The 22,318-nt window shown below is 38.3% G+C and carries 16 protein-coding genes; 6 read left to right on the forward strand and 10 right to left on the reverse strand.

What is annotated here, in order from left to right; translation table 11 throughout:
* Positions 1-103 precede the first annotated feature (103 nt).
* The 3 genes from fldA to ybfF all read right to left on the reverse strand — a co-directional run bounded on the left by fldA (position 104) and on the right by ybfF (position 2,213).
* Positions 104-631 carry a flavodoxin FldA gene (fldA, locus tag H1225_RS02890; RefSeq protein WP_004244384.1) on the reverse strand — a complete coding sequence of 176 codons (528 nt, stop codon included), beginning with the start codon at positions 629-631 and terminating at the stop codon, positions 104-106.
* Positions 632-904: 273 nt separating this feature from the next.
* Complete coding sequence (gene ybfE, locus H1225_RS02895; protein ID WP_036912278.1) at positions 905-1,213, reverse strand: LexA regulated protein; 309 nt, start codon at positions 1,211-1,213, stop codon at positions 905-907.
* Between the two features lie 211 nt (positions 1,214-1,424).
* Complete coding sequence (ybfF, locus tag H1225_RS02900; protein ID WP_109847453.1) at positions 1,425-2,213, reverse strand: esterase; 789 nt, start codon at positions 2,211-2,213, stop codon at positions 1,425-1,427.
* 455 nt (positions 2,214-2,668) lie between these two features.
* Between ybfF and seqA the strand changes: the two genes are divergently transcribed.
* The 5 genes from seqA to H1225_RS02925 all read left to right on the forward strand — a co-directional run bounded on the left by seqA (position 2,669) and on the right by H1225_RS02925 (position 7,278).
* Positions 2,669-3,220 carry a replication initiation negative regulator SeqA gene (gene seqA / locus H1225_RS02905; RefSeq protein WP_109400674.1) on the forward strand — a complete coding sequence of 184 codons (552 nt, stop codon included), beginning with the start codon at positions 2,669-2,671 and terminating at the stop codon, positions 3,218-3,220.
* A gap of 74 nt (positions 3,221-3,294) precedes the next feature.
* A complete protein-coding gene (gene pgm, locus H1225_RS02910) occupies positions 3,295-4,935 on the forward strand; it encodes a phosphoglucomutase (alpha-D-glucose-1,6-bisphosphate-dependent) (protein ID WP_115065173.1) in 1,641 nt (546 codons plus the stop codon).
* Positions 4,936-5,080: 145 nt separating this feature from the next.
* Positions 5,081-5,563, forward strand: coding sequence for a YehS family protein (locus H1225_RS02915; protein WP_109847456.1), 483 nt, complete (start codon positions 5,081-5,083; stop codon positions 5,561-5,563).
* 543 nt (positions 5,564-6,106) lie between these two features.
* On the forward strand, positions 6,107-6,313 hold the full coding sequence (locus tag H1225_RS02920; protein WP_006537681.1) for a YbfA family protein: 207 nt from the start codon (positions 6,107-6,109) through the stop codon (positions 6,311-6,313).
* 221 nt (positions 6,314-6,534) lie between these two features.
* A complete protein-coding gene (locus H1225_RS02925) occupies positions 6,535-7,278 on the forward strand; it encodes a type 2 GTP cyclohydrolase I (RefSeq protein ID WP_072062926.1) in 744 nt (247 codons plus the stop codon).
* A gap of 69 nt (positions 7,279-7,347) precedes the next feature.
* On the opposite strand, the gene H1225_RS02930 is transcribed toward H1225_RS02925, so the two are convergent.
* The 6 genes from H1225_RS02930 to H1225_RS02955 form a co-directional block, all read right to left on the reverse strand.
* Entirely contained in the window at positions 7,348-9,420 is a 2,073-nt protein-coding gene (locus H1225_RS02930) for an SWIM zinc finger family protein (RefSeq protein ID WP_161730016.1), read from the reverse strand.
* Complete coding sequence (locus tag H1225_RS02935) at positions 9,417-10,571, reverse strand: VWA domain-containing protein (RefSeq protein ID WP_006537676.1); 1,155 nt, start codon at positions 10,569-10,571, stop codon at positions 9,417-9,419. Before H1225_RS02935 ends, H1225_RS02930 begins: the two co-directional genes overlap by 4 nt.
* The gene (locus H1225_RS02940; protein ID WP_161707293.1) at positions 10,558-13,140 is read right to left on the reverse strand and encodes a DUF5682 family protein; all 2,583 of its coding nucleotides are present in this window, start codon (positions 13,138-13,140) and stop codon (positions 10,558-10,560) included. The genes H1225_RS02935 and H1225_RS02940 overlap by 14 nt, the downstream gene beginning before the upstream one ends.
* 98 nt (positions 13,141-13,238) lie before the next feature.
* Entirely contained in the window at positions 13,239-14,348 is a 1,110-nt protein-coding gene (locus tag H1225_RS02945; protein ID WP_006537674.1) for an ATP-binding protein, read from the reverse strand.
* Between the two features lie 25 nt (positions 14,349-14,373).
* Positions 14,374-18,102, reverse strand: coding sequence for a DUF4132 domain-containing protein (locus tag H1225_RS02950; protein WP_161770140.1), 3,729 nt, complete (start codon positions 18,100-18,102; stop codon positions 14,374-14,376).
* A gap of 376 nt (positions 18,103-18,478) precedes the next feature.
* Positions 18,479-19,609, reverse strand: a complete 1,131-nt coding sequence (locus tag H1225_RS02955) for a multidrug effflux MFS transporter (protein ID WP_161706637.1) — start codon at positions 19,607-19,609, stop codon at positions 18,479-18,481.
* A 101-nt stretch (positions 19,610-19,710) separates the two neighbouring features.
* On the opposite strand from H1225_RS02955, the gene H1225_RS02960 reads away from it, so the two are divergent.
* Positions 19,711-20,472 (forward strand): AraC family transcriptional regulator, encoded by a 762-nt coding sequence (locus H1225_RS02960; RefSeq protein ID WP_006537667.1) that lies wholly within the window; start codon positions 19,711-19,713, stop codon positions 20,470-20,472.
* A gap of 78 nt (positions 20,473-20,550) precedes the next feature.
* Here H1225_RS02960 and H1225_RS02965 read toward each other — a convergent pair whose 3' ends face one another.
* Positions 20,551-21,834 carry a citrate synthase gene (locus H1225_RS02965; protein ID WP_072062920.1) on the reverse strand — a complete coding sequence of 428 codons (1,284 nt, stop codon included), beginning with the start codon at positions 21,832-21,834 and terminating at the stop codon, positions 20,551-20,553.
* Positions 21,835-22,318: the final 484 nt, after the last annotated feature.

Genomic DNA, 22,318 nt, shown 5'->3' on the forward strand with positions numbered 1-22,318 from the left:
CCTTATTGATTATAGGCATGATATTTAAAAATAAACACCCCACCTATCACACTATCTTAGCACACCATTGAATAATTATCATTCTCAATATTGAGAATTTATTTTATCCCAGAATTTCGTCTAAGCTCATTTCTTCTTTGATTTGAGCAACCCAAGCGTCAACACGCTCTTCGGTTAATTCTGGTTGACGATCTTCATCAATTGCAAGACCGATAAAATGATTATCATCAGCAAGTCCTTTAGAGGCTTCGAAATGATAGCCTTCAGTTGGCCAATGTCCGACGATAACTGCACCACGAGGCTCAATAATATCGCGAATGGTACCCATTGCATCACAGAAATATTCTGCGTAGTCCTCTTGGTCACCACAACCAAATAGTGCAACAAGCTTACCATTAAAATCAATATCTTCTAGTGTTGGGAAAAAATCATCCCAATCACATTGTGCTTCACCATAATACCAAGTAGGAATACCTAGTAACAGAATATCGAACGCTTCGATGTCTTCTTGACTAGATTTTGCAATATCATGAACTTCGGCATTATCAGCGCCCAGTCTTTCTTGAAGCATTTTGGCAATATTTTCTGTGTTGCCAGTATCACTGCCGAAGAATATTCCTATGATTGCCATAAAGTGAGATAACCTCTTTTATTCTAAATTCGTTATATTTCAAATTGTAGCGTTATTGACTACGTCTATTCTCACAAGTTACATACTTTTTGTATGTTCCTAGTGACTCATTCACTTGTCACCTAGCTACACTTTAAAATATTTAGAGTATATTTGTCTGTGTTTGAACAATTACTAGTGAAAGATAAGCATTGTGTTTTCATAATAGAAAACTAAAAATGTATTTTGACGAAAATAGCAGGCTAATTCTGTCGAATTTGTGTGGTTTATCTGCTAGCTATTTTTGTTTTGATGCATTTTTAAGGCGTGATTTTGCGCCAATTGCTCTAGTAATATTTCTTCAATAAGTTCACTACGACTGACGTTTCTTTCTGTCGCTAACTCATTGAGAGCATTCACAGCATCTTCATTTAATTTTAACTCAACTCGACGTAACCCATTGACTCTATCACGTCTTAATTGATTGCGTTTATTAATTCTAAGCTGTTCATCCCGAGAAAGCGGGTTTGTTTTAGGTCGCCCAGGTCTGCGTTCATCTGCGAACAAATCCAGAGTGGTGCGATCAGTTTGTTCTTTTGCCATAAATTTTGCTGTGAAAGGGCGTATACCAATGACTAAATTGCGAAACGCCCAATAATACCCCACATAGTGATGTCTCGCCACTGCTTCCTTAATTTAACCTATTGTGATTTGGTCTTTTTATCAACAGACACTATTTTTAAGCACAATAATTATACACTCTATGACATTCTCATTTTTCAGTGGCGTTATTTTAAGCTATAACGTTTATTAATTAAGCTTTTTCTAAAAAACGACGAATGGCCTTAATAACGGTATCGGGTTTTTCTGAATGCACCCAATGCCCTGTGTTTGCGACAACAAAGGCGGTTGCGAGAGGAAATTGGCGAGCTATATTTTCACGATACTCATCTAAAATATAAGGTGATAAACCGCCACGAATAAATAATACAGGATGATGCCAAGCAGGCACCTCTTGCCAGCCAATAATGTCTGAATAAGCATTTTTTATTGCAGGTAAATTAAATAGCCACTGACCATTTTTGAATGATTTGAGTAAAAACTGGATCACACCTTCCTCTTCAATAAAAGGGCGCATGATTTCCATAGCATCTTGACGACGTGTGGCTTGAGCTTCTGTTACGGCTTCAAGCGCAGCAAAAATTTTGTCATGACGGCGAACGTTGTAAGCAACAGGAGACATATCAATCACAACAATATTTGCGATACGTTCGGGGGCTAATGCTGTCATCGCCATCGCAATTTTGCCTCCCATTGAGTGCCCAATAATAATGGCTTTTGGGATAGCTAAATTATCAAGCAATGCAAGTACATCTTGCGCCATATCTTGATAATTCATACTTTCGCTATGAGGAGAGTGTCCATGGTTACGCACATCAATTTGTATCACGGTATTATCTTGACGAAGTGCGCGACTTAAAACGCCTAAATTATTGAGGTCACCAAAGAGGCCGTGGATCAAGACGATAGGTAAATTAGATGCAGGCGCAGGTGTAGTTTCAGGTTGGTGTAATTGATAATTTAATAATGTATTGAGTTTCATATTAATGACCAAAATGATTGCGATTTTTTCTATGATGACATGCACAAGATGCTAAGCCAACTTATCGCAATAATATAAAAGAGTAATGAAACTCAGAAATAATTAATAAGATAAATTTATAAAAATCCATAAAATAATATTTTATAGATATATGCTCTAAAGTTATTTAAGAAATTGAAATGTTAACATTGCTAAAAAATAAATAGTCAGGATTTTATATTATTTGGTGGTCGGTGGTGTGATATGTTTGAATTTAAAACTGATTTTGTGTGAATAAGTTCAAAGAATAGAAGATGATACCAAGATAAACAATAGGATAAATACCGAGCTTAGCCTTTCAAACGGTAGGATCTTGAATAGATCTTCTTTAAGTTATTGAAATTTTACCTATTTTGTTTTTAAAGATTATATCTTATAATCCTAATTACTTTTTTTGAAAACAGTACTGGGTAGCAATGAAAAAGATAGAAATTGATGACGAACTTTACCGCTATATTGCTAGCGAAACTAGGCATATCGGTGAAAGCGCTTCAGATATTTTAAGGCGTCTACTGAAGCTCGATGCCAAACAGCCCGTACAACCAGTCGTCGTCACTGAGTCAGTACAAGCACCTGTTATGAAACAGGAAGCTGAACCTAAATCGATTACACCAGCAAAAAATCCGGTTCGTGAAATGCGAGAACTGTTGTTATCTGACAGCTATGCAGAAAAAACAAAATCAGTTGATCGTTTTTTACAGATCCTTTCTACGTTATATAGCCTAGATAGTGCTACTTTTACTCAATCTGCTGAAACAGTACATGGACGAACACGCATCTATTTTGCTGGTGATGAACAAACATTACTCGATAGTGGGCGTCATACAAAACCGCGCCATATTTCAGGTACGCCGTTTTGGGTTATTACTAACTCGAACACAGAGCGTAAAAGAACAATGGTACAAAGCATCATGCAGGATATGCAATTTCCTGCAAATGAGATTGATAAGGTGTGTGGAACTATCTAACCACTATTGTTAATTGATGCATTGCAAAGGCTTTTGTTTAAAGCGTGATTGTGATGTCTAATAGGAGAAGGTTCGTGGCAATTCATCCAAGAGCAGGGCAGCATACTCGTCAAAGTGATCTGATTAATGTGGCGCAATTAACGTCTCAATACTATTCACTTAAACCTCAAGTTAGCAATAATGCTCATCGTGTGAAATTTGGTACATCTGGTCATCGTGGAAGTGCAAATCGCCATAGCTTCAATGAAGCCCATATTTTGGCAATTGCACAAGCTATTGCTGAAGTACGTGCAAAAAATGGAGTAACAGGGCCATGTTACGTGGGTAAAGATACTCATGGACTGTCAGAGCCTGCGTTTATTTCTGTTTTAGAAGTACTCGCTGCCAATAAAGTGAAAGTGGTTATTCAAGAAAATAATGGCTATACACCCACACCGGCAGTTTCTTTTTCTATTTTGACTTACAACGATGCACATCAAGATATTGCTGATGGCATTGTTATCACGCCATCACATAACCCACCTGAAGATGGCGGTATTAAATATAACCCATCAAATGGTGGGCCTGCTGATACTGACTTAACTTCGGTTATTGAAAAACGTGCTAATGAACTGCTTGAAAATAATTTAGCAGGGATCAAGCGTCTTTCGTATGATGAAGCATTGGCGAGTGGTTATATTGAAGCTCAAGACTTAATTATGCCTTATGTCAAAGCGTTAGGTGACGTTGTTGATATGGAAGCCATTAAGAAAGCCGGCTTAAAATTAGGTGTTGATCCATTAGGTGGTTCCGGTATTGAGTATTGGAAACGCATTGGTGAATATTATGGTCTTGATCTTGAATTGGTTAACGATCAAGTCGATCAGACATTCCGTTTTATGACGCTCGATCATGATGGCGTTATTCGTATGGATTGTTCATCACCATGGGCAATGGAAGGTTTATTACAATTGCGTGATAAATTTGACTTAGCCTTTGCTAACGATCCAGATTACGATCGTCATGGTATTGTGACGCCATCTGGTTTAATGAATCCTAACCACTATTTAGCGGCTGCGGTTAACTATCTTTTCCGTCATCGTCCACAATGGGCTAAAGATGTAAAAGTGGGTAAAACACTGGTTTCAAGTGCAATGATTGACCGTGTTGTGGCAGATTTAGGTCGTGAGCTAGTTGAAGTGCCTGTTGGTTTTAAATGGTTTGTTCAAGGCTTATTTAGTGGTGAGTTTGGCTTTGGTGGTGAAGAGAGTGCTGGTGCATCTTTCTTACGCTTTAATGGTAAACCATGGTCAACTGATAAAGACGGTATTATTTTATGCCTGCTGGCTGCCGAAATGAAAGCAGTAACAGGTAAAGATCCGCAAGAACATTACAATGAATTAGCACAACGTTTTGGTTCACCAAGCTATAACCGTATTCAAGCATCAGCAACCCATGAACAAAAAGCACTGTTGTCACGTTTATCCCCTGAAATGGTGACTGCTAGCACATTAGCTGGCGACCCAATTACAGCTCGTTTAACACATGCTTCAGGTAATGGCGCGTCAATTGGTGGCTTAAAAGTGATGACCGATTACGGTTGGTTTGCGGCTCGTCCTTCTGGTACTGAAGAAGCCTATAAGATTTACTGTGAAAGCTTCCGTGGCCCCGAGCACCGTGAATTAATTGAAAAAGAAGCCATTGAAATAGTAAATAATGTTTTTGCTAACAAATAAATTAGTGCAATAAACGAGTTATATAGAATACACTCTACCTAAAAGTAGAGTGTATTTTTTAATTATTGAATATTTTTAGATCACAGCATTGATATCCATCATTGAGGTTGATTTAGAATTAAAAATAGAGTGGATAATCAATATAATGCAAAATAATTTTGTTTTACGCAGTGTACGTTACATGCTGGATCTAAGTGATGCACATGTTGTAGAAATCATGAAACTAGCCGATTACACCGTCACAAAAGAGTTAGTCAATAGTTGGCTGAAAAAAGACGATGAACCTGAATTTGTCGAGTGTGACGATAATGCGATGGGACATTTTTTAAATGGCCTAATTTTTTATCGTCGTGGAAAAGATGAAAACTTCCCTGCACCTGAAGTTGAAAAGCGTATCACAAATAATATTATCCTAAAAAAACTGCGTGTCGCTTTTGAATTAAAAGATGTGGATATTCTGAAGATTTATGAGCTTGCAGACTTCCGTGTTTCTAAGCCAGAACTTAGCGCGATATTTCGTAAACCAGGACATAAAAACTACCGTAATTGCGGTGATCAGCTGGTAAGGTATTTTCTGAAAGGCTTAACCGAAACTCTACGTGGCAAAGGTAAAACGGTTAAGAAATAAAGCAAAATATTTTAATCAAAATTACCTCCCTCTTTAAATAGAGGGATTTTTTTAATAAAACGCTCCGTAGCACAAGAATTCATATTTAATCTTAAACGCTATGTGTGTACATTTTATAATGATAAATTAGAGCAAAAGTGCTTATTGCTATTAATAAAAATCCTAATTTATTTAAAGAGTTAGCTAGTATATAATATCTTTAACCTTTCCTTTTTCTGCTAAATTTGTCTTGTTTCGCAGTAAACTTGTATTTTTTAATATTCCATATCTCCTCCCATTTCCTCGCTGATTTAAAATTTTACCTTTTCGGTAACGTATGACTAGTGTTACTTATCACGCTTTAAGATAAGTAAAAATATCGTTATTCAATTGTTAATAAAATTTATTAAATATTTCTTTTTTGTTTCCATTCTGAAATTTAATTACATATCAAGCAAAATAAAGGTGATTTTTCGCACGAATTAAGTGGTCTGATCAGTAGTAAAATTTCATCAAATGAGGTAAAATTTCACCATCAAATCAATCTCTATACAGGAGGGCACTATGCCAGCTTATAACGAATATACAAAAAAACATGTTTTAGCCCGTCGTTCTGGTGCTGTTGCGCTAGGTGTTGTGGCATTTCCTGTTATGATTTTTCATCCTAAACGTGCACAATTTTATAGCTATATACATCGTGTATGGTCTAAAACAAGTGATAAACCCGTTTGGTTGGCAAAATCAGAAATGGCGCTAAACAGCCACAAATAACAGAATATAAAAATAACGCCTGCAAATGTGGGCGTTATTTTCATCCCGCTTTAAGTACTTTCCAGTGTGACCTTCTTGTTTTTCCTTATCTTCAAATAATCTTTAATTTTTACGTTACAATAAGCAGTAATAAGTCATTTAAACGAAGGCTATTAACCTAATGCTATTTATCTTATTGTTATATAAATAATGGCATTCGTGATAACAGGGAAATAAATAAAATGAAGAATACTGATCTGGAATTGGTGATTAATGAAAAGTTAAGCATTGAGAACTTTCAAGATTATGCACCTAATGGACTTCAAGTTGAAGGACGTCCTCATATTCAAAAAATAGTAACGGGTGTAACGGCAAGCCAAGCATTACTTGATGAGGCTGTGCGATTAAACGCTGATGCCATTTTAGTACACCATGGTTACTTTTGGAAAAACGAACCTGTTGTTATTCGTTCAATGAAGCGTAATCGCTTAAAGACATTACTTTGCAATGACATTAATCTTTTTGGTTATCACTTGCCGTTAGATGCGCACCCAATCTTAGGGAACAATGCTCAATTAGCGTTAAAAATGGGCGTTAAAGTTGAAGGTGAAATATTACCGTTAGTGCCTAAAGGCGTGTTTGATTTACCTTTAACACCGCTTGAATTAAAAGCACGTTTAGAAAAAGCGTTACAACGCAATGTATTGCATTGTGGTGATAATGCACCTGACGCTATTCGCAGTATTGCGTGGTGTACGGGGGGCGGACAAGGCTTTATTCAAGATGCCGCAGAGCAAGGTGTGGATGCCTTTGTAACAGGTGAAGTTTCAGAACAGACTATTCATATTGCAAGAGAAATGGGCGTTCATTTCTTTGCCGCTGGGCACCATGCGACAGAGCGTTATGGTATTAAAGCATTAGGTGAATGGCTTGCTCAAACACATCACTTCGACGTGACATTTGTTGATATTGATAATCCAGCATAAACCCATTTATTCTTATCTTAAAAGCTATCTCCCAAATTAAAGAGAGATAGCTTTTTTCGCTAATATCAATTACTCGTTAAGTTGAATAGGTAACGGGATCTGCAATTGTTGCAGATTATCGCATAGCCAAATTAACTGTAATAACGCCCGTGAGTCACGGGAAGTTAATGCCAAATAATAAGCTAATTGATCAGCTATTAATGTCATCCCTAAATCGTCTGCGGTGTGTTTACTTATTTCTAATTGCTCTTTTTGCATTTCTGAGAGTAATTCCCGTCCGGTACATGCTTGGGCTTCTAATACAGACAAAATAGGGCGACAGAACTTTTGTGCTAATGTCGGTTCACTGTGATGCATTGCTGTTTGTTGCTTACGTTTAGCCATATATTCTTGAATACGGCTAATAAAGCCTGATTGTTTTTTCTTACGTGGAAATTGGTCAAAATCGAGATAAAACAGTTCAATGCCTTTTTCTGTTTTGATCCAAATAGTCGTTGGTAACAAGTCTATATTGAGATCACGCCGAACGGGTTGCACCGTGATGGCGACAATTTCTAACTCTTTTTTGGTAAGAAAGCGCAACTCTTCTAGATTATTTTGCGTTGTTCCTTCCCAATAGAGGCGCAAGAATGCTGAATTTTTATGATTATCTGATACTTCCCAAATGACGCATTGCTCAACCTCATACCAAATTAAAGGTTTATAGTTTTTGATATGCAAAACAAGAGGGGAAAGAAACCCTTCTGTTTGATGGGCAAAGTAATCAGGTAAATCTTGCCAATTATTGATGCCTAGCTCAGTTTGTAAATTGTTATAGTCCGTTATATCAAGAAAATCTGCTTGATTTTGAGCAAAGCTATCACCAATAGTGGCGAGTTTTCCTTCATCAGAAATACGAGGATCTTGTAATAAAAAAGGACGACGCATTAATTTATCCGTAGTTTGTTTCCATAATGACAAACTGTTCCAAACACCATAACGATTAAACAAGGTATCGAGCTGATTAGGGCGCGCTTGTGTCGCTTGTAATAGCTGTTTTTCTTCGCTATCCCAAAAGGTAAACGTTGCTCCTAATGCGCCACTTTGTGCTGTCCACCAATTTGCCCCAACAGGAATAAGAGAAAGGCTATTTTTTTTATCATCATATTGACGACGAAGTTGCCCTCGTAACACTTTTAACTGTTCTGGTGTCGCATTAGATAATTGGAATAAATAGGCAGAAATATGGGCTAATAAACGTAAGACATTGCTTTCATCCATGGTGAAGTGTCTTTCTGCCAACAGTTTGACTTGAGTGCTTAATGTTCTTAAATAAGACGCTAAACGAGGTAAACCTTCCGCTCGAGCGGACATATTTAATAAATGCAACTGTGTGGCACTGCTTAAGCTAATATGTGATAGCCCTTGACGTAATAAATCATAAATAAATTGTTCAATGGTATTAATTAAAGCTATTTCTTCATCATTCAGAGGACGTTTAGAAGATTGCACCGTCATTAAATCTTCAGGCCATGTCCATGGTTGAGCATGTTGTTCAAATAATTTAGCCACGATAGCGAGATGAAAGGCTTTTTTCTGTGAGTCAGAAAATGGCGATAATATGCCATCGTAACCACTCGCTTGTAAGAAAATAACAGGTTCATTCACATCAGGAAGTTGAATTTTTAACTGAGTTCCTGTGTCTTCTAGATTGAATGTTATATTTTCCCATTGCTCAATTAATTTAATTGCTGCTCGACAGGCTGGTTTACCCGCTTTTTTGATTAATGCTTCTGGATCAAGAGCAAATAATGTGGGTAACAGAGGGGCGATTTCAACAGGCTCAGTAATGACTTCTAATGATATTTCACCACTATTATCGTTATTTGAATTATCAGCACTATTATTAGCTTGGAGCCATAAAATGGCGGCTAAAATATGTTTACAGCAACCAGATGCAGAACAATCGCAACTGGCTTGTTGAATACCCGCTTCGTGTAAAACAACATTTTGTCCATCACTACTGAATTGCCCTGTATTGGCATCAGTGAGAGATACTTTTTCGTTATCAACATCTTTTCTTGCGCGTCTTAATAATCCTGCATTAGCAAATACAGTGAGCGCATCTTCATCGTAATGAAAGTAAACGGTTTGCCAACTCATTGCATTACCTCTGCTAGCCATTGCGCGAAATGTTCTGGTGTTAAAGCGGCAACTTGCATACCTCTGTCCGCGAGTTTTTGTGCAATCGCAGAGTCATAAACAGGTTGAGCTTCATCATCAAGTGCAGCAAGCCCTAATAATTTAACTTGTTGGCTATTAAGACGTTGTGTGCAATCTAATAAGCGGTTTAATGAGCCACCTTCTTCAAAGTCACTGATTAGTGAAATAACGGTACGTTTAGGGTTTTTGACTAAACTTTCACAGTATTGCATTGCACCAGCAATATCAGTACCGCCTCCTAATTGTACGGTCATTAAAACCTCAACAGGATCGTCTGCTAGATGAGATAAATCGACAACTTGAGTATCAAAAACCACTAAAGAGACATTAACGGCAGGCAATGAAGCTAAAATACTGGCACAAACAGCCGCATACATAATGGAACTAGACATTGACGCACTTTGGTCAACACAAAGAATCACATCCCACGGAAAATGCTGTTGCATCCGTGAGTTAAAATAAGGTGTTTCAATCACTAAACGGCGATTTTGAGTATCGTAATGTTTTAAATTCGCCGCGATAGTTGCACGCCAATCAAAGTTACGACTATTGGGGACTAAAGAGCGTCTAAAACGGTTACGACGACCTGTTAACGATTGGCGAAAATTATTACGAATTTGACGTAAAATATCTTCAACCACTTTGCGAATAATAGTTTTAACCGCATCTCGTGTTTCTTCGCTCATTCGTCCACGTAAGCTTAATAGTGTTTTGGCTAACACTTTTGTGGGCTCCATTGCTTTTAACGTATTGGGATCTTTAAGAAAGCTACTGATTTGATAACGTTCAATAGCTTGTGATTGCATACGTTCAAAGGTGCTATTAGGGAATAGCTTACGTGCTTGATTTAACCAGTTTACCGCAGTAAGTTGCGATGCATCGAGTGAGCCATGACGTCCTCGTTCTTGGCGAAGCCCTCGGCGCTGATATTCTCGGCGATAGAGAAAGTCGAGTGTGCGTTCAACTTTTAAATCATCAGCATTAAACGTCGCTTGCCCAAGAGCATCATCTGCATATTGACCTAAAATCAGGCGCCAGCGTTTTGCTTGTTGTATTTTATCTTCAGGCATATCGTCATTATGCTGACTCATGGGCATTGTCTCCTTTCTCTGTTTTCTTAGTATCAAACCAAGAAATCATGCCTTGCTCCGTTATACGCTGTTGCAGTTTTTGATTGAGTTTAGTGGCTTCAATCATTTGTTTAGCACTAAATTCTGACTGCCATAATGATAACGCTTGTGTATCTAAACCAATATCGTTGGCAATATATTGTGCAAGCTCTGCATTTTGCTTGGGATTAAGTTGGCTAAATGCAAAACGCAGATCAGGCAAGATCTGAATAAAACGTTCTTCATCCCATTGTTGTAACAAGGTATTTAAGTGATCAACCAATAAAGGTAAGCGGATCACAAGCTCTGGTGCTGTGCGCATCATCCCGACAAAATAACCAATAGCTTGTTCAGGCGAACTTCCTGTACTAAACGTGGCATTTAATGCGTTTGTCAGCGTGGTTTCATCAATATATGAGCCTAAATAGCGCAATGCATCAACAGCACCTTTTAATAAAGGAACTGCATCTAGTTGACCATCAAGGCGATTGAGTTGCTGATAGAAATCACTTTTGTAATCATGTGGATTATTGAGTGATGGCATAAATTCAATCAGTTCACGTAAAGAGAGCAAAGCTTGTAAATTGCTTTCTTGTTGTTGTTCATCACCTTGAGCGAGTTGTTCTAAGCAAAAAAAGGCTTGAGGAATAACTTGATGTAGACGATTTTCCAGTGCTAGCTCATCGGTAATATCAAGGTATTGGCGACCTCGCCATAAATGGATCAATTTATGTCCACATTGAGTTAATGACTCAAGACGAAAATCTTGCTGAATATAGCTATCTAACAGTTTAAAGAGTGATGGAATGCGCTGGTGGAGGCCAATTAATGCCGCTTGTGTTAATAACGTGACGGCACTTTGACTTGAACGGCTTTGCCCTTGCTCCTCAAGCTGTTTTTCCATCGATAACAACTTAGTTAAGGCGATAGCTTCAAGTTGTGAGCCTTTCTCTGATAATGAAATCAGCTCGCCTTCCACATTAGGTGTCCAAGCGTACTGCCACTCTTCAAATAATAAATCCAATTGATGACCAGAAAGAAAGTCAGGGCCATTGATTCGATGTGCAAAGTGAATTTCTAAGAAAGCCAGTAAATGTAAAAAACGACTTCTTAAGCGATGTTGCGGGTTGCGGTAAACATCACACTTAGTGGTTTTTGCTAATGTATCATCCAGTTTGAAGCGAAACGCTCTAGCACGCTCATAGGTTTCATTGACTAAAGGAGGCGTTGCCGTACCTAATGGAATTTTGCCTAAAAGATAGCCTGAAAAACAGGTTTTAATTTCTGTCCATAACTCGCTTTGGCTATCATCTAAACTGCCCTTAATAAAGGCACTTTGTAAACCATCAAGCAAATCATAACGACCCATACCAGCGTGATCTCTCAGTAAAGCAAGGCGTAAACTTTGCTCGGCAGCCAGTTTTACGGCTAAATAGCTAGGTGGATTATCAAATTGTTTTTCTCTAATAGATTGAGCCACTGAGCTTAAAAATGCGATCCCCATTTTATTGCGATAAATTTGGGTAGGTTGTTTAGCAAGAGCATTATTTTCTAATTTATCATGATGTTGTTGCATTAAACTTTGCCAAACTTGTTGATAAAAAGCCGGAGATGGCATACCAGAAGCATAGCCATTAAGTGCATCTAATCGGTCAAAACTGTAGCGAATAAGCCAAGCTTGTTCTTTTTCGGCCATTCTTTGCATTTTAGTGAATTGCTTTTGCTCTGTGCTAGAAATGGCGAAAGAGTGAGATTGTGAATTGGCTAGACCTTCAATTAATGCAAGGGTATGAAATCCTCCTGTCACAATTAAAATCTTGGCATTAGGATCTTGTTGTTTGATGGTTTGAATATGAGTGAGCATATGAGCTTCACGTTGCGAAGAACCTTCTGATTCAAGTACTTCTGGCTCATAATCAAGGCGCGCAAGTGCACACCAAATAAAGGTATCATTAAAGAGGGTTTGCCAATCAGCTAAAGCTTCAATGTTGCGTAGCTCAAAAAGATGCTCCCAAACATCATCATGATCACGGCAATGACATTTTTTGGCTAATTGTGCAATAAACTGGCTATGGGCTAAATAACGTTCTTTTTGTAAGCTACGACTTTGTGAATCACTATACTCTTCGTTATTAACCTGAGCTGCCCATGGCAAATCGATAAAGCGTGTTTTTGCATTGATGCGTAAACCACCTCGCAATGCTTGCCATTCAGGAGAATATTCACAAAATGGAAAATAGGCAGAGTGCAGTGATTTCTCACGCCCTTCTTGGTTACCATCATTATGCAAATATTCTGCTTGCCCCATAATAGCCACGGGAGGCAGGGTGTCTTTATCAGTCAGGCTTGGAATAAGAGAATTAAAGGTATCAGGGCCTTCAATTAATATATAGTCAGGCTTTACCGAATCAATTAGTGATAAAACCGCATAAGCACAAGCGGGGCTGTGATGGCGTACTGGGGCAAAATAGAGATGTTGTTGCTGTAACGACGTCCATTTCAGTCGTGCTTGGTCAATTCTTTCTGGCAAAGGTATTGAAGGTAGCATCACCGTGTCGATCCCTTTTCTGGGTGAAAAGGCAGAGTGAGTTAACTCTGCCTTTAATTGATAAATAATGTATTTATTGTGTAGCAATTAATCTCAGCGTGTTATTGCCAAAACTCTTTTGATGCATCAAAGAACGCTTTCCACTCTTTACTGTTTCTGGCTCTTTCTCTGGCTACATTGTCCATGTAATAACGAATACGCTTGATATCATCAGCATTGTCTTTTAATACAACACCGATTAATTGGCGTGCAATTGCACCAGCATTCATCACTCCATCACCTAAATAATGCGCTTCTAAGGCGCAAGCATAAGCAATGTTTACGGCTTCTGCGGTTGACATAACTGCATCAGGCGTTTTGATATTGCCGCCATCTTGTGTATTACCTGAACGTAATTCTTGGAATGTGGTTACCAGCAATTCAACTACGTCAGCAGGCACCGTCACTTCATTAGCTAAAGAGCCTAATTCATTTTCAAGCTGTGATTGGATCAAGCTAATTTCAAATGCCGGATCACGAATAGGTTTTACGGTTTCAAAGTTAAAACGGCGCTTTAATGCGGCTGACATTTCATGAACACCACGATCGCGTAAGTTTGCGGTACCGATAAGGTTAAACCCAGGTTTTGCACTAATACGCGCACCATCACCCATTTCGGGGATCATTAACTGTTTTTCTGACATCAAAGAAACCAGTACGTCCTGAATTTCAGGAGGACAACGGGTTATCTCTTCAAAGCGAACAATTTTACCTTGCAACATACCTTGATAAAGCGGTGATCCCACTAAAGCGCGCTCTGTTGGGCCTTCTGCTAATAACAACGCATAGTTCCATGAGTACTTGATGTGATCTTCTGTAGTGCCCGCAGTGCCTTGAATAGTTAATCCTGAATCACCGCTGATGGCGGCAGCAAAAAGCTCTGAGAGCATTGATTTTGCTGTACCTGGTTCACCCACTAGCATTAAACCTTGCTTGCCTAATAATGTGACAATCGCGCGATCAACCAAGGCATCGTCACCGAAAAATTTAGGTGTGATGCCTAATGCATCATCACCTAAAATAAATTGGCGTACAGCACGAGGAGAGCGAAGCCATCCTTGTGGTTTAGGATTATTAACATCTGCTTTTGTTAAACACTCTAACTCTTGAGCAAATCGAACCTCAGCACTTTCCCTGATTACTTGTTGATCTGCGGGTGCTTTTTTAGCCATATTCTTTCCTAGTTATCCCTAATTATTACCAAGGTGTTTTCTTTTCCCATTCAGGATCAAATCCTGCACAAGCTTCAGCGATTTTTAGATAATCAGCATAGCTTTCAGCTAATAAAATTGGCGGAACTTCTTTTAGCTCAACATTATTGCGATCCCAGTAATCTTGCTGATTTTTCTCAAAGCTCAAATCAAATAAGACAGCAGGAATGTTTTCCTCTGGCACATAGCTACCACTGAAACCGATGTTGACGTAGTAGTTTAAACTAGAGAAGAATTTGTAATAGTGGGAGAACGAACCCCCATCTTCTGCTGGGCCACGCTGATAACCCATTTTGGTTAAAATACCGCGTAAAGTGAAAGTGTCTGTGATCCAGCCTTTTCGGTCTTCAACTTCTGTTTGCGTTAGATCTAACTCTGGGATCTTATGTTCCATTTGTGAGAATAAGAACTTCACTTTGTAATCTTTAAAATGAGCAATCCATGCTTTGCGTTCATCTTCATTAACTAATGCCGCGTGGGCTAATTGAATAAATGAGTCGTTTTGTAAAGTGACTTCGTCATCTTCAAGGTTAAGCAATGCGCCGTCATCAGAAGGGCGGAACGTATTGATCACTTCGCCATTTTTAACTTCCTGCCAAACTAATTGTTCAATTAATTTATGCATAATTGGGTGAGCTAAAATATATTCTTGCCAATCTGCACTTAACCATTGACGTTGAGCACACATGGCTTCATATAAACGCACACTTTGTAATTCAATAACTTGTTTAAGTTCTTTTTTACTTGAAGTGAAAAGTTTTTTCGCTTCCTTAATCAGCTCCGCATCATCATTTTTGCGCGCAGCAGGTAACGCTTTAACTTCTTTTCCTTCTGGATTAAATAGAACAAGTTTTTGTTTTGCATCCATTTTTGCAGTGAAAATACGTTCACCATATTCCAGCACTAATGTTCCGGTATCATCAAAACCTGCGGTTGGAATAGTTCTATCGGCTAATTCATCTGCACTCCAGCCATTACGTTCTGCGATTTGCGTAACTAAATAACGGGCTTTTTCCTGAACAGATGCAGTGCGATAGCGACGAGATAACGAAAGAAGAAGTTGGATGATAATAGGATCATTGCTTGAAGCAACCGCATCAATCATCGCTTCAATTTGTGCACGACGCTGATAATGATCGCGCATATAGTTGCGTAGTACAGATACCGCAACATGACCTTCAATCCCACAGATAAGCGCTAACATACCTTTATCACTGATTGCAGAGCCTAAATAACGACGTAATACCTCGTTTTTAATCTCTTCAATTACTTGCTCTAAAGTGTAGTTTTCATATTTAGCGTAATATTCAGGATAACGCTTCGCCCAGTTTTGATAATTGCTTAAACGTCCCGGTGCTTCACGTTGCGCTTCTACCATTGCTTCTTCCAGTGATGGCCCTTTAATATCCTGAGCAACGAAGGTATGCAGAATAAAGCTAGAAAGTTTATGTTGGCTATCTGTAGAAAGCAGGCCGATATAACGTTGTAATAGCGCGTTGCCTCCTGGCATTTTTAATTTTACTGCCAGAATAATCCACCAACGAATAATCGCGGGATCAACCGCTTTTTTATTTTCCCATGTGAGTGCAGGAATTGCCTCAAAATTAAACCAAGCAAGGCTTGCTGGTACTTTGGCTTTAAGGCCTTTTTCAGCTTCTGCTAATAATGTTTTTGGTGATAAATAGCTCGAAATGTCTTCACCTAATTGCTCTAATGCAGTGAGTAAAGAAGCTCGCACTACTTCGCGTTTCTCTTTTTTCAATAAGGCATTAAGCGCAGGTAAGGAATCCGGATTATTTAAGCGAGCTAGCCATTCAATGGCTGTAACACGGATCTCTTGTTTACTTGAGGTTAATCCTTCTTGTGCACTTAAATGAATATTAGGCAGAGTTTCTAATAATTTTTGTGCAGAAACGCGGTGTGTTTTATTTTCGCCTAATGCCAATTCCATGATGCGCGGAACAAATTGTGCAGGAATGGTTGGGAAACGACCTAATACTTCTATACCTTGTGATGTTTCAAATTGACGATAACGATGTTCACTTTGGTTTGGCATTAAGTTTAGGGCTTCTGCAATATAATCAGTATGTTGAGAGAAGAAAGGCCAAATTTGTTCTGGTTTACGAAAACGGCGTAAACCATCTTGATAGGATTCTAAGCATAGTGCCGCTGTGACACGGGCTGCACGTTTGAAGCCACATCTTTCTAATACATTTTCAACTTGTCGTAATTCAATATCACTAAATAAACGCTCAGGAATATCACCATTAAAGTAGTGAGAGGAGAAGTGATCGGCATGTTGGCGGTTGTTGGTTATCACACGCACAGCATGAAAGAATGTGTATTCTGGCAAATTAGGAATACGATTTTTGTGTTTAATAATTTGGATCTCATTCGACTGAATAGTGCCTTGCCCACTGTTGAGTTTATCAACTAATGCACGACATTGTTTTTCATCAATCTTAGATAAATCTTTATAATGACGTTGTGCCCAATTATAAGAGTGCTTCGATGTTTTATTTTCTTCAATTTCGCGTTCAGCATTTTCTTTCGCTTTAGCTAACATTTCATTGAAGTTATTGACCATCATATCACGGGCACTATCGGGTAATGGTGTATCTTCTAATGGCGTAAAATCAGGGGCTTCGATGGCATCAACAGTGTTTGCATTATCAGCAACGCTAAAGCGTTGTAGGGCACTTTCAATACTTTTGATGACTGCTTTTGAGGTTTCATGTTTTAACGCTTCTTCAAGTACATCACGGTTTTCACCTTGGCGAGCAAATAAATCAGCCGCTTGTGTACGTTGTTTTGGTGTACCATTCATTAAAACATGGGTTAAATTTTCTTTTACAATTTCAGCCGGTAAGGTATTTAAAATTGGCTCTGCGGTTTTCTTAACGGTTTTTAAGTTACTGGTGGCAAGTAAAACAATAATATCTGCAAAAGTATCGCGTAATATCGTATTTTTATTTAGATAGTTAATGAGCTCAACTAAACCATTTGCTGATAGTTTTTCAATTAATTCTGTTCTAATAAATTCTTGATGTGAAAGTAGATAATCTTTTAAATCATGAAGTTCATAAATACGCTTAAGATTAGAAGCATAATATTCAGAGATATCTTTTCTATCAAATAGTGCGAATAATGCATTTTCGCCTGCAATATTGGCTTCTGCTTCGACCATATTAGCGATAAATTCCATACTCCAATGTTTACGATGCTCTAAATTAAGATTACGTGCATTATCATAAGTGGTGTAAAACGCATCAACTAACAGGTAAATAACCCAAGTTGGCACTTCAGTTGTTGTCACTTTGATATTGATATCTTGACATGCGGCTGCAATGACTTTTGCATAACGAGCGACTTGTTCTAAGGAAAAGCTTTCGCCAACTTTAGAGTAAAGCTTATGGCGGGCATTAAGGCCTTGGGTGATAACTTTACTATATTTTCCTGTATCAATATTACTGGCATACCACCATTCTAATGTTCCTGCACGATGAAAATAAACGGCTGCTTTTGCTGCATCCAGTTTATTTAACTCAAAAAGAATTTCAGGGTTTTTGCCTGTAAGTACATAATCTAATGCACGTTTAGGTAATCCTTCATCAAATATAGCAAGTAGTACAAGAGATTCTTGGAGATATTTCTCAGTAATATCGACGTCTTTTTTCCCAAAAATAGGGAAAATGTCTAAGATTTTTTTTATCACGCCAGTTCCTTAAGCTATGTATGGATAAACAGTTTTTTTTACCATGAAATAGCGAAACGAACAATTTGATTATCATTGTTGGAAACGAAAGTAAGGTATATCATTTGTTAAATTTATAGATGTAAACGCTAAAAAAGCTAACCTAGCTTTATTAATATTCAATTTTGCAATATATAAAACGTTATATCAGGAAAAAGTGCTGAAAATGAAGAAGTGATAATAAAGGCATTTTTTGTGGTATTTGAAAAATTTAAGAATTGTCTGTTTAACAAAATAAGCGTTAACACTTAGCTAAATTGATTAAAAAAATAACAGCGGAAAATAAGATCAATTGTAAGAGAAAATCCCGTACCTTTTAGGGATACGGGATAAATTATTATTTAGTTGTTTGGCGAGAGAAAGACAACAACAAGGAGCCGAGGCTACAAATCAGTAAGGTGATGGCTAAATCTTGTCCCCATCCTGCAAGTGCGAGCCCGCCACCAATTAACAAATAGTAGAACAAGCCTAATAATGCCCCCGCAGTGCCTAAACGATCTTTATATTGTGCTAATGCTGTGGCTAAGATATTTGGAATAGCAATGCCATAAGCAATAACACTCGTCATCATTGGGATAATAAAGCTAATGTGATCACGTAAAAAATAAACACCCGCAGCACTCACTAATGCAATAAAGCTGGCAAGTAAAACTAATTTTCCACATGACCAATGATGATTTAATAATGCTTTATTAATATAAGAGCCAATACCGACACCTATTGCTAACACAATGCCACTATATCCAAAGGTGCTTGCACTATAACCTTGTTTATCAAACATAAAAGGTGCTAACTGATAATAAGCAAAAAGGCTGATATTAAAAAAGGCAATTAATAATACAGTTTTAGCAATTTGCTTATCCTTAAGCATTTTTATTGCCGTTTCTCCTAATGGGGCTGTTTTTATTGCTTCAGGGCGACTTTCAGGTAAAGCAAAAGCACTCCATAACAGTAAAATCAAGGCAAGAAGGGCTAGGCCACTAAATACGCCTTGGTAGCCGGCATAACTCACTAATAATGAACCACTTAACATACCTATTGCCGGGCTTAATGCGATAGCGGCTCCCATAACTGAGAATACTTTTGCTAACTCATCGCCACTATAGACATCACGCATAATGGTTTGTGTGCCTACTGAGCCTACCGCAGCACCAAAAGCGGAAAGCATGCGCAATCCAAGTAAGACTGAAAAATCTTGTGTCATGAAAACACCAAGACAAGCAATAGCATAAATAAACAACCCAGCTAACATTGTCGGACGACGACCAATGACATCACATAACCGACCCCATATAATGACCCCCAATGCAAATGCAAAGAAATAGAGCGAAAGTGTTTGTCCAGCCTCGTTTGCATTGACATGAAAGCCGTTTGCAATATCAGTAAGTGCTGGGCTATAAATGGTTTCTGCAATTTGTGGAAACATCATTAACGCAATTGCTAACCATAAAGAGAGTTTTTTGTTCATCTTTTTATCCTACATCCTTAAATCTTGATGAGCAGAATACAGAGATAATGAATGTCTTTTTATAAACATAAAGACATATTATTTTTCAAATAGGACAAGTGATGGCTTGGCTTAATCAATACGACCACTTTGTGCCAGAAGAGCATCTTGCATCAGTTGTGGGTATTGCAGCAGAAATGGGAAAGCACGATTCAGGATTTCATTCTCATGATAGAGGACAATTATTATTTACGCAGTCAGGATGTATGCGAATTACTTTGGCCTCTCGGGTTTCTGTTTTACCCCCTATGAGAATTGCGTGGATCCCCGCAAAATTGGAACATCGAGTCGAAATGTATGCCTCTGTGGGATATCGCTCTGTTTATATTTCCGATAAATATCATGATAAATTTCCAAGTGAGAGTGAGATATTTACGCTTTCTCCTCTTTTACGAGAAATTCTTGAGCGTATTTCTGTAGCTGATTTTGATACACAATGGGAAGAAGGACGCTACGCCAATTTATTGGCGGTTTTCTTTGATGAAATCACGCAGGCTCAACGACAACCTAATCATTTATTTATGCCGAAAGATAGGCGATTAAAACGTTTATCATTTGATGATTTGCCGCCACCGTTACAAGAAATGGCAAAGTATGTGGGAGCGAGTGAGAAAACGATCACACGCTTATTTTATAAAGAAACAGGCTTAAGTTACCAGCAATGGCGTCAACAGTGGCGATTAATGAAAGCCATTGAATTATTAGCTACTCATCATCGTTATATAGATATTAGCCAGATATTAGGATTTGCCAGTGACAGTGCCTTTATTACCTTTTTTAAGAAAATGACTGGTCAAACACCACAAGAATATTTGAAAAGCTGATCGATTTTATCGATAACTTTAAAACATAAAGCCCCGATTTAATCGGGGCTTAACAAGGATAATTAATAAAAAAATCAATTATTTCTTTTTAATTTCACTTTTAAAATCGCGCTCATCATAACCAGTATAAAGCTGACGAGGACGCGCAATTTTCAGACCATCTTCGTGCATTTCATTCCAGTGAGCAATCCAACCAATTGTACGTGCAATCGCAAAAATAACCGTAAACATATTGGATGGAATACCTAACGCTTTCAGGATAATACCAGAGTAGAAATCAACGTTAGGATACAGTTTTTTCTCAATAAAATACGGATCGTTTAGAGCAATACGTTCTAATTCCATCGCCACTTCAAGCAAGCTGTCATTGAGGTTTAATTCTTTTAACACTTCATGACAGGTCTCACGCATTACTGTCGCACGAGGATCGTAGTTTTTGTAAACACGGTGACCAAAGCCCATTAAACGGAAGGAGTCATTTTTATCTTTTGCTCGTTTAATAAATTCAGGAATGTGTTCAACCGTTTTGATCTCTTCCAGCATACGTAGACAAGCTTCGTTAGCACCACCGTGAGCGGGTCCCCAAAGTGACGCGATACCTGCTGCGATACATGCAAATGGGTTTGCACCAGAAGAACCAGCTGTACGCACAGTCGAAGTTGATGCATTTTGCTCGTGATCTGCGTGAAGGATGAAAATTCTATCCATTGCGCGTTCAAGTACTGGGTTAACAATATACTCTTCGCATGGTGTTGCAAACATCATATGCAAGAAGTTACCTGCATAGGAGAGGTCATTTCTTGGATAAACGAAAGGTTGACCAATCGAATATTTGTAACACATCGCTGCCACTGTTGGCATTTTAGAGAGCAGGCGGTAAGCCGTAATATCACGGTGAACCGGATTACTGACATCCAATGCATCGTGATAGAACGCAGCTAAAGCACCTGTAACACCACACAGCACGGCCATTGGGTGTGAATCACGACGGAACCCATTGAACAGTCGGGTAATTTGTTCATGGATCATGGTGTGACGCGTCACTGTGGTTTTAAATTTATCGTATTGCTCCTGTGTCGGTGCTTCACCGTACAGCAGGATATAACAGACTTCCAAGTATGTTGATTCAGTCGCTAATTGCCCGATAGGGAAACCACGGTGAAGTAAGATACCGTTATCACCATCAATAAAAGTGATTTTTGACTCACAAGAGGCGGTTGAGGTAAAGCCAGGATCATAGGTGTAATAACCTTTGGAGCCGAGAGTACGAATATCAATAACTTTGGAACCGAGTGTAGGGGATAGAACGTCCAAGTCTACAGATGTTTCAGCAATCGTTAGCTTAGCTTTGTTATCAGCCATTTATAATCTCCTTAGCGCTTATATGTCTCCTAACAAAGTCGAGGGTATCTTCATAAAGATGCACTTCGATAGTGAAACTATAGTTGATGTAAGGTACCCAGCCGAGTTTTACTTAATGCCCGTCATATCTAGGTCTATAGTGTGTCACTTATGTTAAGGAGCTTTTGATGTTATGTTTTTTTAGGTGCTTTTTTATGCAATGCACTTAGAATTAGTACTGACAACACTTTTACATAAGTTTGAGGTTTCTGGAAGCGTGTTTGCGCACAAAAAAAACATAAACATTAAAATTATGCAGTAAATGTAATGAAAATGTTGTGCATGTGTCAAAAATGATAATCATTTTTGCATCGGATGTATTAAATAGTGATCCTTCTCACTGTTCGAGGCAAATGTCGGGCACACAAGTTGTGTGGTAATTGTAATAAGTTTGTGAAGCACTTATACTGCGCGCAGGTCTCCGGAACCGTTGTTGTATGGAGAA

The sequence above is a fragment of the Proteus penneri genome, from assembly GCF_022369495.1.
Lineage (GTDB): Bacteria > Pseudomonadota > Gammaproteobacteria > Enterobacterales > Enterobacteriaceae > Proteus > Proteus penneri.

Coding starts and splice junctions, on each gene's coding strand:
- fldA (WP_004244384.1), bottom strand. CDS start 631: ATGGCAATCATAGGAATATTCTTCGGCAGTGATACTGGCAACACAGAA.
- ybfE (WP_036912278.1), bottom strand. CDS start 1,213: ATGGCAAAAGAACAAACTGATCGCACCACTCTGGATTTGTTCGCAGAT.
- ybfF (WP_109847453.1), bottom strand. CDS start 2,213: ATGAAACTCAATACATTATTAAATTATCAATTACACCAACCTGAAACT.
- seqA (WP_109400674.1), top strand. CDS start 2,669: ATGAAAAAGATAGAAATTGATGACGAACTTTACCGCTATATTGCTAGC.
- H1225_RS02915 (WP_109847456.1), top strand. CDS start 5,081: ATGCAAAATAATTTTGTTTTACGCAGTGTACGTTACATGCTGGATCTA.
- H1225_RS02920 (WP_006537681.1), top strand. CDS start 6,107: ATGCCAGCTTATAACGAATATACAAAAAAACATGTTTTAGCCCGTCGT.
- H1225_RS02925 (WP_072062926.1), top strand. CDS start 6,535: ATGAAGAATACTGATCTGGAATTGGTGATTAATGAAAAGTTAAGCATT.
- H1225_RS02930 (WP_161730016.1), bottom strand. CDS start 9,420: ATGAGTTGGCAAACCGTTTACTTTCATTACGATGAAGATGCGCTCACT.
- H1225_RS02935 (WP_006537676.1), bottom strand. CDS start 10,571: ATGAGTCAGCATAATGACGATATGCCTGAAGATAAAATACAACAAGCA.
- H1225_RS02945 (WP_006537674.1), bottom strand. CDS start 14,348: ATGGCTAAAAAAGCACCCGCAGATCAACAAGTAATCAGGGAAAGTGCT.
- H1225_RS02955 (WP_161706637.1), bottom strand. CDS start 19,609: ATGAACAAAAAACTCTCTTTATGGTTAGCAATTGCGTTAATGATGTTT.
- H1225_RS02960 (WP_006537667.1), top strand. CDS start 19,711: ATGGCTTGGCTTAATCAATACGACCACTTTGTGCCAGAAGAGCATCTT.
- H1225_RS02965 (WP_072062920.1), bottom strand. CDS start 21,834: ATGGCTGATAACAAAGCTAAGCTAACGATTGCTGAAACATCTGTAGAC.